Origin of the sequence: Cupriavidus sp. SK-4 (assembly GCF_000611125.1) — a bacterium.
Lineage (GTDB): Bacteria > Pseudomonadota > Gammaproteobacteria > Burkholderiales > Burkholderiaceae > Cupriavidus > Cupriavidus necator.
The window spans coordinates 37,405-49,420 of record NZ_JFJW01000021.1; the positions used below are offsets into that span (position 1 = coordinate 37,405).

The following is a 12,016-nucleotide window of genomic DNA, read 5'->3' on the forward strand; positions in this document are numbered from 1 at the left end:
GGGAACTGAGCGGCAGCGGACGAGGCGCTTGCCGCTTTCTCTTATTTCAACATCTTCAACAACGCCTGCGCCGCCGCATCGGACGATGCCGGATTCTGCCCCGTCACCAGTCGCCCAGCGACCACGACATGGCTGGCCCAGTCCTCGCCACGCGTGAACCGTCCGCCGTTGGCCTTGAGCATATCCTCCACTAGGAACGGCACCACCTTGGTCAGCTGCACGGCTTCTTCCTCGCTGTTGGTGAAGCCGGTCACTTCCTTGCCCTTGACCAGTGGTTCCCCGTCCGTGCCCTTGGTATGGCGGAACACCGCCGGTGCGTGGCACACCGCTCCCACCGGCTTGCCGGCGCGGTCGAACTGCTCGATCAGCGCGACCGAGCGCTTGTCTTCGGCCAGGTCCCACAGCGGGCCGTGGCCGCCTGGGTAGAAGATGGCGTCGAAGTCTTCCGCCTTGACCTGGTCCAGCGTCAGCGTGCTGGCCAGCGCGGCCTTGGCGGCAGCGTCACCCTGGAAGCGCCGGGTGGCGTCGGTCTGGGCGCCGGGATCGTCGCTTTTCGGGTCGATCGGCGGTTGGCCGCCCTTGGGCGAGGCCACGGTGATGTCGGCGCCGGCGTCCTTGAAGACGTAGTAGGGCGCTGCGAATTCCTCCAGCCAGAAGCCGGTCTTGTGGCCGGTATTGCCCAGCTGGTCGTGCGATGTCAGCACCATCAGGATTTTCATTGTTCCGCTCCATTGGTTCACAGGCAGCCGGGCTGAAATGCCGCGGCACTGGCAACATCCTAGGCAGCGGCCTATGATTCGAAAACTTCTATTATTCGATCTCTGCTATCCAAAAAATGAATATCGGCAGCAAGGACCTCAACCTGCTGTACGTGTTCCACGTGCTGTACCAGGAGGGCAATGCCACGCGCGCGGCCGCGCGCATGGCGCTGAGCCAGCCGGCGCTGAGCCACAAGCTCAACCGCCTGCGCGACGAGCTGGGCGATCCGCTGTTCGTGCGTGCGCCGCGCGGCCTGACGCCTACGCCGCGTGCCCATGCGCTGGCGCCGCAGGTGCAGCGGCTGGTCGGGGACCTCGACGCGTTCTATGACGCCTGTGCCGGCCACGACTACCTGGCGCGCAGCGAGCACCTGCACATCTACACCACCGACTACATGGAGCAGCTGCTGCTGCCCGCCCTGCTGCCGCGGCTGCGCAGCCAGGCGCCGGGTGTGGTGCTGATCACGCACAACACGCGCGGCGAGCTGCCGCGCGAGGAACTGGAGAAGGGCACCTGCGACCTGGCGATCGCGGGTTTCTATGAGAACCTGCCCGATACCTTCCACCAGCAGCGGCTGTGCAGCGAGGACTTCGTGGTGCTGGCCTCGCGCGCCAATCCGCGGATTGCCGACGGCCTGGATCTCGACGCCTTCCTGGCGTGCGAACACCTGCTGACCACGCTGACCGGCGACCTCAACGGCGTGGTCGACCGCGCGCTGGCCCGGAAGGGGCACAAGCGCAGGGTAGTGGCGGGGTTGTCGAGCTTCCTTGCGCCGAGCCGGCTGGTGCGCGGCACGGAACTGCTGCTGACCTGCCTGCGCTCGGTCGCGGAAGAGGCCGTGGCGCGCGACCCTGATCTGGTGCTGCTGCCGGTGCCGTTCGCACTGCCCCACGTCGACATGATGCAGATCTGGCACGCGCGCACCGATGCCGACCGGCTGCGGCGCTGGCTGCGCCAGCAGATCCAGGAGGCGGCCAGCGTCATCAGCGCGGCCGAGCCGGCCGCGCGCAAGCCCCGCGTCAGGCGCGGTTGACCACTGGCAGCAGCGCGCCCTGCACCGCGCGCGCCGCATCCGAGGCCAGGAACAGGATCACGTCGGCCAGCGCATCCAGACTGACCCAGCGCGCGGCATCGGCATCCGGCATGGCCTGGCGGTTCTCGGGCGTATCCAGCACGCTGGGCAGCACCGCGTTGACGCGGATGCCCTGGTCGCGCAGCTCTGCCGACATCGATTCGGTCACACGCGCCAGCGCGTCCTTCGAGGCGCAATAGGCGCTCATCTGCGCCAGCCCGCGCGCCGCCGAGTTGGCGCCCACGTTGACGATGGCGCCGCCGCCGGCGGCCAGCATGTGTGGCACCACCGCGCGCGCCATGTTCAGCACCGTGCCCACGTTCATGTCGAACACGTGGTTCCAGGCCTCGGCGCTGGTTTCATGCACGCCTGGGCCCATGGCGAAGCCGCCGGCCAGGTTGCACACCACGTCGATGCGGCCGCAGGCCTGAACGGCTTGCGCGACGGCCTCGCTCAGCTGGGCGGCATCCAGCAGGTCCGCCTGCAGCGTCAGGTGGCCGGTGCCCGCTTCGGGCAGCGGCGCCGCATGCCGGTCCAGCAGCACCACGCGCGCGCCTGCCTGCGCGAAGGCCTGTGCCACGGCGCGGCCCAGGTTGCCGCGCGCGCCGGTGATCAATATGTTCTTGCCGTTGAAGTTCATCGTGTGCTCCTGCGCCGTCGTGGCGCGCATGGTCGGGGTCAGCATCGCCCGGGGTCGGCTTTTACCATCGTGGGCCGGGGCGAAAAACGCAAGCCAGTCTACGCACCGCCCCCCAACATTTGCTTGCGAAATTGCCTCGGGCTAACCCTTGAACGGCACAGGAAGTTGCGCGCGGCGCCGGTGTTATTGCCGATTGCGCCGTGGCTTGCGCACTGGCGCGGGGGCGGCCGCCGCTTCCGCTGCCGCGGTCTGTTCAAGGAAGGCCACCAGCAGCCGCGCCGCCGGCGACAGCAGTTCCAGGTCGCGGAAGCAGATCGCAAAGCGCCGCCGCGCCCAGTCGTTGCGCAGCGGGATCACGCGCAGGCCGAAGGTGGGCGCGATCGGCGCGGCGATCTCGGCCGGGATGATGGTGATGCCCAGGTTGGCACGCACACAGCGCAGCGCTGCGTCGAAGGTCGAGACCACCGCGCGGTAGGCAATGCCGCGCCCGAGGATGGCCGCATAGCGCGTCAGCATGGTCTGCACCGCGGTCTGGGCGGGCATGCCGATATGGTCGTAGTCCAGCGTGTCCTCGAAGCGGCAGTCCTCGGCCTGCGCCAGCGGATGCGAGGCGTGGACCACCGCCGCGAGGTGGTCGGTGCGGTAGGGCCGGGTCTGGAAGCCTTCCAGGTCGGCCGCGTCCCAGCAGATGCCCAGCGGCGCCGAGCCCTCGCGCAGCGCGCGCACCACGTCGCTGCTCAGGCTTTCCTCGATGGTCACGCGCACATCGCGGTTGGCCGGCTGCTGCAGGAAGGCGGCAATATCGTCCGGCAGCGATTCCGCCATTGAGGACACCGTCGCCAGCAGCCGCACCTGCCCGCGTATGCCGGCGCCGTAGTCGGCCATGTCGCGCGCGACGCGGTCCGCCGCCGCCAGCATGGCGCGCGCATGCGCCAGCACCATCTCGCCCGCGGGCGTCGGGATCACGCCGCGGCGGCGGCGCTCCAGCAGGGTTGCGCCAACCGTCTCTTCCAGTTGCGCAAGCCGCTTGCTGATGGCCGATGCCACGATGTGCTCCTGCTCGCCCGCACGCGCCATGTTGCGGGTTTCGCACACGGCGACGAACAGGCGCAGGGTGGTGAGGTCGAGGTCTCGCATGGCTGTAAGGGACTGCGGGTTTCCGGAATGGAATGTTAAGCCTCTTTGGTTGGCGGTAATCATTCATCCGGGAATTCCTGGGTGTAGCTGTGCGGCGCCTGGCAGACATTCCGGTTCGGAAGGCTATCGTGCGTAAATCACCGCTTCAGCTCTTTGGCAGAAACTCATAGAGTTCTTCCGTCGCCCCCACCGCGGGGCGCAAACCGGAAGCCCCTGATCATGTCTGTTCCCTTTCGCCGCCACGCCGTTATCCGCGAAGTCGGATTGCGCGATGGCCTGCAGAGCATCCGCACCACCCTGCCCACGGCCAGCAAGGAAGCCTGGATTCGCGGCGCGTACGCCGCCGGCCTGCGAGAGCTGGAAGTCGGCTCGTTCGTGCCCGCGCACCTGCTGCCGCAACTGGCCGATACCGCGCAGCTGGTCGCGTTCGCGCGCACGCTGCCGGGCCTGTTCGTCTCGGTGCTGGTGCCGAACCTGCGCGGCGCGCAGGATGCGCTGGCCAGCGGCGCGGACCTGATGCTCGTGCCGCTGTCTGCCAGCCATGCGCACAGCCTGGCCAACCTGCGCAAGACGCCGGATGAAGTGGTGGCTGAAGTGGCGCGCATCCGCGCCGCGCGCGATGCCAGCGGCGCGAAGACGCTGATCGAAGGCGGTGTCGGCACCGCGTTCGGCTGCACGCTGCAGGGCCATGTCGATCCCGATGAAGTGTTGCGCCTGATGCAGGCACTGCTCGATGCCGGCGCCGACCGCGTCAGCCTGGCCGATACCGTCGGCTATGCCGATCCGCGCATGGTGCGCGAGCTGTTTGCGCGCGCCGTCGATATAGCCGGCGAGCGCCTCTGGTGCGGCCATTTCCACGATACCCGCGGGCTTGGCCTGGCCAACGTCCACGCGGCGCTGGAAACCGGCGTGCCCCGCTTTGACGCCTGTCTGGCCGGCATCGGCGGCTGTCCGCACGCGCCCGGCGCCAGCGGCAATGTCGCGACCGAAGACCTGGCCTACATGCTCGGCAGCATGGGCATCGACACCGGCATCGATATCGGCCGCCTGCTGGCGCTGCGTGAAGACGTGGCTGGCTGGCTCAAGGACGAAACCCTGCACGGCACGCTGTGGCGCGCCGGCCTGCCCAAGACCTTCCCGGCCCAGCCTGCTGGCGCCGCTGCCTGAGACGCAAGATGACCCAAGACAACAGCAACTCCCTGCCGCTGGCCGGCATCCGCGTGGTCGAATTCACGCATATGGTGATGGGCCCCACCTGCGGCATGATCCTGGCCGACCTGGGCGCCGAGGTGATCAAGGTGGAGCCGCCCGGCGGCGACAAGACGCGCAACCTGCCGGGCCTGGGCATCGGCTTCTTCCGCGCCTTCAACCGCAACAAGAAGAGCGTGGTGCTGGACATCACCACCGAGGAGGGGCGCGCCGCCGCGGCCGAGCTGGCGGGGCAGAGCGACGTGCTGCTGGAGAACTTCCGGCCCGGCCTGATGCAGAAGCTGGGGCTGGACTACGCCACGCTGTCGCGCGACTACCCGCATCTGATCTATGTCTCGCACAAGGGCTTCCTGCCCGGCCCGTACGAGAACCGGCTGGCGCTGGACGAGGTAGTGCAGATGATGGGCGGGCTGTCCTACATGACCGGCCCGAGCGGGCGGCCGCTGCGCGCCGGCACCTCGGTCAACGACATCATGGGCGGCATGTTCGGCGCCATCGGCGTGCTGGCCGCGCTGCGCGAGCGCGACCGCACCGGGCGCGGCCAGGAGATCCAGAGCGCGCTGTTCGAGAACTGCGTGTTCCTTGCCTCGCAGCATATGCAGCAGTTCGCGATGACCGGCGAGGCGCCGCCGCCGATGCCGTCGCGCGTATCGGCATGGAGCGTGTATGACGTCTTCACGCTGGCCGGAGACGAGCAGCTGTTTATCGGCGCGGTCAGCGACAAGCAGTTCGTGACGTTGTGCCAGGTGCTGGAGCATCCGGAGCTTCTCGACAAGCCCGAGTACGCCAGCAATGCCTCGCGCGTGGCGGTGCGTCCGCAACTGCTCGATGAGCTGGGCGCGATCCTGCGCCACCACCGCAGCGCAGAACTGGCGCCCAGACTCGAAGCCGCCGGCATCCCCTATGCGCCGATCGTGCGCCCGGACCAGTTGCTCGACGATCCGCACCTGCTCGCCAGCGGCGGGCTGGTGCCGATGCAGGCCGACGACGGCTCGACCACGCCCACGGTGCTGCTGCCGCTGCTGATGGGCGGGCGCCGCCCGGGCGTGCGCCGGCCGCTGCCCAGGGCCGGCGAGCACAACGAAGAGATCCTGTCGCAGCTCGGCCAGGGCCGCGCCGCCTGACCGGTACCACGACGGGCATGCCGCGGCACAGCGGCGGCCTGCAAAGATCCTACGATAACGATACGGAGACAACCCCATGAACCCCCGTCGCATCCTTCTCAAGTCAGGGCTGGCGCTGGCCGCCACCGTGGCCGCCGCGCTGGCCGCGCCCGGCATCGGCGCGCTCGCGCAGGGCAGCACCGGCAAGCCGGTGCGCCTGATCCTGCCGATCAGCGCCGGTTCCGGCGTGGACACCATCGCGCGCGCGGCCGGCCCGGCCCTGGGCAAGGCCTTTGGCCAGCCGGTGGTGATCGAGAACCTGCCCGGCGCCGGCGGCATCACCGGGGCCGCGGCCGTGGTCAAGGCGCAGCCGGACGGCAGCACGCTCGGGCTGGTCTCGAACAACCATGTCATTAACCCGAGCGTGTTCCGCACCATGCCGTTCGATGCCATCAAGGACATCACCCCGATCAGCGTGATCGGCACCACGCCGCTGGTGCTTGTAGTGAATCCCAAGGTGCCGGCAAGGAACGTGAAGGAACTGGTGGCGCTGCTCAAGGCCAGGCCCGACGGCTACAACTACGGCTCGTCCGGCAATGGCACCATCATCCACCTGGCCGGGGAGATGTTCCTGGACGAGGCCGGCGTGAGTGCGCGCCATGTGCCGTACAAGGGCACGGGCCCGATGATGAACGACCTGATCGCAGGACAGGTGGAGCTGGGCGTGGTTGCGCTCAACGCGGTGGCGCCGCACCTGAAGGCCGGCACGCTGCGCGCGATCGGCGTGTGCGGCGACAAGCGCTCGGCCGCCGCGCCGGACATCCCCACCATCGCCGAACAAGGCTTGCCCCGCTACAACGTCGCCGGCTGGTTTGCCGTGGTTGGACCCGCCGGCATGCCGCCGGCAGAGGTAAAGCGCGTGCATGACGCATTTGCCAGGGCCTTCACCTCGCCCGAAGTGCTGGAAGCCATGAAGAAGCAGGCCACCGTGATCGAGCCCGGCACACCCGAGGCGGCCGCCAGCTTTTTCCGCAGCGAGGCCACGCGCTACGCCGCATTGGTGAAGAAGGCCAACGTCAAGGTCGAATAGCGGCGGCTGGGTTGAACCATCGGGCGCGGCCTGCAGGCCGCGCAGCGAAGGCCTAGAATGCAGCATCGCCCCCGTGACGATGCCCTGCAGGAGGACGCGCCATGACCGACAAGCCAGTCAGGATCCCCGGCCCCGACCACCCGATCACCATCACGCCGACGGCCGGCAGGGTGGTGGTCAGGGTGGCGGGCATTGTTATTGCCGGCAGCGACGCGGCGCTGACCCTGCAAGAGGCGACCTACCCGCCGGTGCAGTACATCCCGCGCGAGCATGTCGACATGGCGCAGCTGGAGCGCACCGCGCACGCGACGTACTGCCCGTACAAGGGCGACTGCAGCTACTTCTCCATCCCCGCCGGCGGCGCGCGCGCGCGCAATGCGGTGTGGAGCTACGAGACGCCTTACCCCGCGGTGGCGGCGATCGCCTCGCACCTGGCCTTCTACCCGGACCGCGTCGACAGCATCGAGATCCTCGGCGCCTGAGCGCGAACGCCGCCCGGCATGGCGGCATATCCATCTGCGAAACCATTCGTTCCCTGCGGGCGCGCGCACCGCTATCGTCTGCCCATCCAGACTTCAGTGAGCGCCTTCCATGTCCTTCCGTTCCTTCCTGCTGCGCGGCGCCATCGTCGCCGGCGTTGCCGTCATGGCCTCCGGTACCGCGCTGGCGGATCGCCTCGACGATATCCGCAAGGCCGGCGTGCTGCGCGTGGGCGTGTTCGATGCCAACCCGCCGTTCGGCTTTGTCGATCCGAAGAACCATGCGCCGGCTGGCCTGGATGTCGACTATGCCAACGAGATTGCCAGCCGCCTTGGCGTCAAGGCGGAGTTCCGCGCCACCAACCCCGCCAACCGCATTGCGCTGCTGGCCTCGCAGAAGGTGGATATCGTCGCGGCCAACTTCACCATCACCGATGAACGCCGCCAGCAGATCGGCTTCTCCACGCCTTACTTTGCCAGCGGGCTGCAGTTCATCGCAAAGAAGGGTGCGCTGCGCCAGCCCGATGACCTGAAGGCCTGGCGCCTGGGCGTGGACAAGGGCACCACGCAGGAAACCACGCTGCGCCAGCGCTACCCCGACGCGCGCGTGATCGCCTATGACGATTCGCCGCTGGCGCTGCAGGCGCTGCGCACCGGCGCGATCCAGGCCTTTGCGCAGGACGGCGCCAAGCTCGGCGCGCTGCTGGCCACGCTGCCCAACCGCGACCAGTTCGAGATCTCGCCTTTCACACTGACGCGCGAGTACATGGGCGTGGGCGTGCCCAAGGGCGAGGAACGCCTGCAGGCCGCCATCGACCAGATCCTGCTGGATCTGGAAAAGAACGGCACGGCGGCGCGCATCTACGACAAGTACTTCGGGCCGAAGAGCCAGGCGCCACTGGCGCGCGACTTTACCATCGGCAGCACGGTCAAGTAAGCACGCTACAGCCTGATCGCCGCTGACGCATGGTTTCCATTCTCTGGCAGTCGCTGCCGGCCAAATACCTGCACTGGCTGCTCGGCGGCTTTGCCATGACGGTGGCGCTGTCGCTGGCGGTGTTCGTGCTCGGCTGCGCGCTGGCCGCGGCCTGGCTGGCGCTGCGCAGGGTGCCATGGCGCCCGGTGGCCATCGCGGCCAATGCGGCGATCGGGTTGCTGCGCAAGACGCCGCTGCTGGTGCAGCTGTTCTTCTGGTACTTCGGCGCCGCGCAATTGCTGGGCGATGCGGCCATCGGCGCGATTTCGGACTGGAGCGGCCTTCAGATGGGTGCCGTGGCCATTCCCGCGCCGTCGCTGGAGGCGCTGGCCAGCGTATTTGGCATCGCCCTGTATGCCAGCGCCTTCTATGCGCAGGAACTCGAAGCCGGCATCGCCGCGGTGCCGCGCGGGCAGTTCGCCGCGGCGCTGGCGCTGGGTTTCGCGCCGCGTGCCGCGTGGTGGCGCATCGTGCTGCCGCAGGCGCTGCGGATTGCGGCGCGGCCGATGGTGGGGCAGTTCAGCCAGACCATCAAGAACACCTCGCTGGCCATGGCGATCGGGTTTGCCGAACTCTCTTACACCGCGCGCCAGGTCGAGACCGATACGCTGATGGCCTTCCAGGCTTTCGGCATTGCCACGCTGCTCTATGCGACGTTGATCCTGTCGCTGCAGGCGGCGGCACCGGCCATGTTCAGGCGCCTCGGCTGGACCGGAGCACGTCATGCCTGATGGGATGGCAAGCCTGCCAGAGGGCCTGGCGCTGGTATGGGGCCAGCTGCCTTACTTGCTCAAAGGCGCTTTCCCCGAGGGACCGCTGGCCGGTGCGGCGCTGACGCTGTGGATTGCGGCGCTCGCCTGCGCCGGCGCCACGGTGCTGGGCATTGCGCTGGCGCTGCTGCTGGAGCTTGCGCCGTCCAGCGTCACGCGCGTGCTGCGCGCCGTGTTGGCCCTGTTGCGTGCGGTGCCGGTGCTGATGCTGATCTTCTGGGTTTACTTCCTGCTGCCCATGCTGGCCGGCGTGCAGGTCAGCGAAGTGCTGACCGTGGTGCTGGCGCTGGCGCTGGTGGGCGCCGCGTTTATCGCGCAGAGCCTGCACGCGGGCACGGCCGCGATCGGAGCCGGCCAGCGCCAGGCGGCGCTGGCGCTGGGCATGTCGCGCACGCAGGCACTCTGGCATGTGGTGCTGCCGCAGGCGTTGCGCGCCATGCTGCCGTCCCTGGCGAATACCTGGGTGGCGCTGACCAAGGATACGTCGCTGGCTTATATCGTCGGCGTCAGTGAGCTGTCGACGCTGGCCACGCAGGTCAATGGCCGCAGCATGGGCTATGCGGCGGAAGTGTTCGCAGCGGTTGCGCTGCTCTACTTCGTGCTGTGCGTGGTGATCGAAGCAGGCGCCGCTGCGGCGCTGCGTCGCCTGCAGGGATCGCACGGACGCGGCAGGGCCGGGATCGCGGTTGCGCGCCAGGCCATGGCGCAGTCCGCAAGGGCCGGTGCCCCGATGCTCTGACATCGGCAAGGGCAGGCGCCCCGCGGCTGCCGCCATCCTTGCAATCCCCGCAAGCTTCGCCTTACATGAAGGCTTGCTGTTGCGGCTCGTCGCCCCCACGCAACTCGCCTTGCCTTGCGCGCCGCCACGCCTGTCCAGATCCATTGCTGCACCCACCCGCCTGGAGGCACCATCATGCTCGGACTCACGCAGCTTGGCATCATCCATACTCTGATCAGTCTGGCGGCACTGGCCTGCGGCCTGGTGGCGCTCTCGAGCACCGGCATGGTGCGCCTGCATACCCGGCTTGGACTGGCCTATGTCATCGGCACCGTGCTGAGCTGCCTGACCGGGTTTGGCATCTTCCAGCACGGCGGATTCGGCAAGCCCCATGTGCTGGGCATCGTCACGCTGCTGGTGCTGGCCGTCGCTGTCTACGCGGCACGCGGTGCGTTCGGGCGCATGAGCCGCTACGTGGAGGTGGTGTCGCTGTCGCTGACGGTGTTCTTCCACTTCATCCCGGGCCTGACCGAGACCGGCACGCGCCTGCCGGTGGGCAATCCGGTATTTGCCAATGCGGAAGCGCCGGAACTGAAGGCGATCGTCGGCGTGCTGTTCCTGGTATTCCTGGCGGGGGCGGTGCTGCAGGTGCGCTATCTGCGACGCCAGCCAGGGGCAGGCGCAGGTTCGTTCCCGGGCCGAATAGCGTGACTGCCGGGCGGCCTAGGGGCCGAGTGCCGCGTCGATCATGGCCACGGCCAGCCGCGGCGAACAGTGCGCGCAGGCTCCAATGGCCAGGGCTCTCGAAGCCCCAGAAGCGCCAGAACGCCAGCGAGAAGCCCAGCAGCACTGTGATCGCGGTGATGATGCCCTGGCGGTAGCCGTTGGGCACCAGTTGCGGCGCAGGCCTGGGCGCAGCCGCTGGCTCGGAAGCATTCATCAGGCACCTCCTGCGGCGCATTGCACGCGTTGTTATGCAGCCAGTCTAGGCTGCCGGGCGCGGAGTGCAATGCCAGTCACGGGGCCCCCACACCATGCTTCAACCCTTGCTGAAGATGCTGTAGAAGTCCGGCGCGCCGCTGTCGGGCACGCTCAGATCGAGCGAACCCTCGATGTGTTCCAGGTGTTCCGCCATCAGCGCGTTGGCGCGCGCGGCGTCGCGCTGCTCGATCGCGTCGATGAGTTGGCGGTGCTCATGCTCGGCGCAGGCCGGCGCGCCGGGGCGGTCGTACAGCGTGATGATCAGGCAGGTCAGCGACACCATCTCGCGGATCAGCTTTTCGAGGATGGCATTGCCGGCCATCTCGGCCAGCAGGATATGGAATTCCCCCGACAGGCGGATCATCGCGGCGCGGTCGCCGCGGCCGCGCGCGTTGTCTTCTTCCATCGCATGGCGGCGCAGGCTGCGGACCTTGGCCGGCGTGGCACGCTGGGCCAGTTCGGCCGCCAGCGCGGGCTCGACCACGCGGCGCGCCTGGAACACCTCGCGCGCCTCGTCCACCGTGGGGCTGGAGACAAAGGCGCCGCGGTTGGGCACCAGCGTGACCAGCTTCTCATGCGCCAGGCGTGCGAAGACCTGGCGGATGCGGGCCCGGCTGGCGCCGGTCACTTCGCACAGCCGTTCCTCGACCAGCTTGGTGCCGGCCAGCAGGCGGTGCTCCATGATCGCGGTCAGCAGGCTGAGGTAGATCGCCTCGGTGGCGGAAGCCTCGCTGGCGGCGGCCTCCGGGCCGGCACTTTCCTCCGGCGCGGCATTGGCGGCGGCCTTGGGTGCCGTTTTCAGTGTTGCCTTGGACGCGGGCCGGCGCGGCGTTTTTGCTGCCGCGCCGGGCGCCGCCTTCTTCGATGTGGTTGCCATATCAGGGGACGGACATTCAGCCTGTCGCCGGAAATGGCGACGAAAGACGGCTATATCGTACACAAATATGGCGACATGGACGGCATTTGTCAGGCCGGAGCAACTTCCTCGCGCATCGTGCCCACGGCTGCGGCACCACCGGCGGCTTCGAACGGATGCACCTGCGCCCAATGCCGGGCGATGTCGACACGGCGGCAGATCCACA

General features: G+C 68.5%; 13 protein-coding genes. 9 read left to right on the forward strand and 4 right to left on the reverse strand.

The features are described from left to right. Positions 1 to 41 precede the first annotated feature (41 nt). Positions 42 to 719, reverse strand: coding sequence for a type 1 glutamine amidotransferase domain-containing protein (locus CF68_RS04935; RefSeq protein WP_035816440.1), 678 nt, complete (start codon positions 717 to 719; stop codon positions 42 to 44). Positions 720 to 835: 116 nt separating this feature from the next. Between CF68_RS04935 and CF68_RS04940 the strand changes: the two genes are divergently transcribed. Continuing rightward, positions 836 to 1,792, forward strand: a complete 957-nt coding sequence (locus tag CF68_RS04940) for a LysR family transcriptional regulator (RefSeq protein ID WP_035816441.1) — start codon at positions 836 to 838, stop codon at positions 1,790 to 1,792. Here the strand turns inward: CF68_RS04940 and CF68_RS04945 are convergent. Next, on the reverse strand, positions 1,779 to 2,471 hold the full coding sequence (locus tag CF68_RS04945) for an SDR family NAD(P)-dependent oxidoreductase (RefSeq protein ID WP_035816455.1): 693 nt from the start codon (positions 2,469 to 2,471) through the stop codon (positions 1,779 to 1,781). The genes CF68_RS04940 and CF68_RS04945 overlap by 14 nt on opposite strands. Before the next feature lie 183 nt (positions 2,472 to 2,654). Then, positions 2,655 to 3,608 carry a LysR family transcriptional regulator gene (locus tag CF68_RS04950; protein ID WP_035816442.1) on the reverse strand — a complete coding sequence of 318 codons (954 nt, stop codon included), beginning with the start codon at positions 3,606 to 3,608 and terminating at the stop codon, positions 2,655 to 2,657. Between the two features lie 219 nt (positions 3,609 to 3,827). Here CF68_RS04950 and CF68_RS04955 point away from each other — a divergent pair, with 219 nt between their 5' ends. The 8 genes from CF68_RS04955 to CF68_RS04990 all read left to right on the forward strand — a co-directional run bounded on the left by CF68_RS04955 (position 3,828) and on the right by CF68_RS04990 (position 10,664). Continuing rightward, positions 3,828 to 4,775, forward strand: coding sequence for a hydroxymethylglutaryl-CoA lyase (locus CF68_RS04955; protein WP_035816443.1), 948 nt, complete (start codon positions 3,828 to 3,830; stop codon positions 4,773 to 4,775). 8 nt (positions 4,776 to 4,783) lie between these two features. Continuing rightward, entirely contained in the window at positions 4,784 to 5,941 is a 1,158-nt protein-coding gene (locus CF68_RS04960) for a CaiB/BaiF CoA-transferase family protein (protein WP_035816445.1), read from the forward strand. A 76-nt stretch (positions 5,942 to 6,017) separates the two neighbouring features. After that, entirely contained in the window at positions 6,018 to 7,010 is a 993-nt protein-coding gene (locus tag CF68_RS04965; protein ID WP_035816446.1) for a tripartite tricarboxylate transporter substrate binding protein, read from the forward strand. Positions 7,011 to 7,111: 101 nt separating this feature from the next. Further along, entirely contained in the window at positions 7,112 to 7,492 is a 381-nt protein-coding gene (locus tag CF68_RS04970) for a DUF427 domain-containing protein (RefSeq protein ID WP_035816447.1), read from the forward strand. 109 nt (positions 7,493 to 7,601) lie between these two features. Then, on the forward strand, positions 7,602 to 8,426 hold the full coding sequence (locus CF68_RS04975; RefSeq protein WP_035816448.1) for an ABC transporter substrate-binding protein: 825 nt from the start codon (positions 7,602 to 7,604) through the stop codon (positions 8,424 to 8,426). Between the two features lie 29 nt (positions 8,427 to 8,455). Beyond that, on the forward strand, positions 8,456 to 9,196 hold the full coding sequence (locus CF68_RS04980; RefSeq protein ID WP_152548449.1) for an ABC transporter permease subunit: 741 nt from the start codon (positions 8,456 to 8,458) through the stop codon (positions 9,194 to 9,196). Continuing rightward, positions 9,189 to 9,974 (forward strand): amino acid ABC transporter permease, encoded by a 786-nt coding sequence (locus CF68_RS04985; RefSeq protein ID WP_235205670.1) that lies wholly within the window; start codon positions 9,189 to 9,191, stop codon positions 9,972 to 9,974. Before CF68_RS04980 ends, CF68_RS04985 begins: the two co-directional genes overlap by 8 nt. 174 nt (positions 9,975 to 10,148) lie before the next feature. Further along, entirely contained in the window at positions 10,149 to 10,664 is a 516-nt protein-coding gene (locus CF68_RS04990; RefSeq protein WP_035816449.1) for a hypothetical protein, read from the forward strand. 328 nt (positions 10,665 to 10,992) lie between these two features. Here the strand turns inward: CF68_RS04990 and CF68_RS04995 are convergent, their stop codons facing one another. Further along, positions 10,993 to 11,811, reverse strand: a complete 819-nt coding sequence (locus tag CF68_RS04995; protein ID WP_035816450.1) for a GntR family transcriptional regulator — start codon at positions 11,809 to 11,811, stop codon at positions 10,993 to 10,995. Between the last annotated feature and the right edge of the window lie 205 nt (positions 11,812 to 12,016).

What these genes read in the sequence shown, in the direction of transcription:
- CF68_RS04940 (WP_035816441.1), top strand. Translation starts at nt 836, where the DNA reads ATGAATATCGGCAGCAAGGACCTCAACCTGCTGTACGTGTTCCACGTG.
- CF68_RS04995 (WP_035816450.1), bottom strand. Translation starts at nt 11,811, where the DNA reads ATGGCAACCACATCGAAGAAGGCGGCGCCCGGCGCGGCAGCAAAAACG.
- CF68_RS04960 (WP_035816445.1), top strand. Translation starts at nt 4,784, where the DNA reads ATGACCCAAGACAACAGCAACTCCCTGCCGCTGGCCGGCATCCGCGTG.
- CF68_RS04935 (WP_035816440.1), bottom strand. Translation starts at nt 719, where the DNA reads ATGAAAATCCTGATGGTGCTGACATCGCACGACCAGCTGGGCAATACC.
- CF68_RS04990 (WP_035816449.1), top strand. Translation starts at nt 10,149, where the DNA reads ATGCTCGGACTCACGCAGCTTGGCATCATCCATACTCTGATCAGTCTG.
- CF68_RS04950 (WP_035816442.1), bottom strand. Translation starts at nt 3,608, where the DNA reads ATGCGAGACCTCGACCTCACCACCCTGCGCCTGTTCGTCGCCGTGTGC.
- CF68_RS04980 (WP_152548449.1), top strand. Translation starts at nt 8,456, where the DNA reads ATGGTTTCCATTCTCTGGCAGTCGCTGCCGGCCAAATACCTGCACTGG.
- CF68_RS04975 (WP_035816448.1), top strand. Translation starts at nt 7,602, where the DNA reads ATGTCCTTCCGTTCCTTCCTGCTGCGCGGCGCCATCGTCGCCGGCGTT.
- CF68_RS04970 (WP_035816447.1), top strand. Translation starts at nt 7,112, where the DNA reads ATGACCGACAAGCCAGTCAGGATCCCCGGCCCCGACCACCCGATCACC.
- CF68_RS04945 (WP_035816455.1), bottom strand. Translation starts at nt 2,471, where the DNA reads ATGAACTTCAACGGCAAGAACATATTGATCACCGGCGCGCGCGGCAAC.
- CF68_RS04985 (WP_235205670.1), top strand. Translation starts at nt 9,189, where the DNA reads ATGCCTGATGGGATGGCAAGCCTGCCAGAGGGCCTGGCGCTGGTATGG.
- CF68_RS04955 (WP_035816443.1), top strand. Translation starts at nt 3,828, where the DNA reads ATGTCTGTTCCCTTTCGCCGCCACGCCGTTATCCGCGAAGTCGGATTG.
- CF68_RS04965 (WP_035816446.1), top strand. Translation starts at nt 6,018, where the DNA reads ATGAACCCCCGTCGCATCCTTCTCAAGTCAGGGCTGGCGCTGGCCGCC.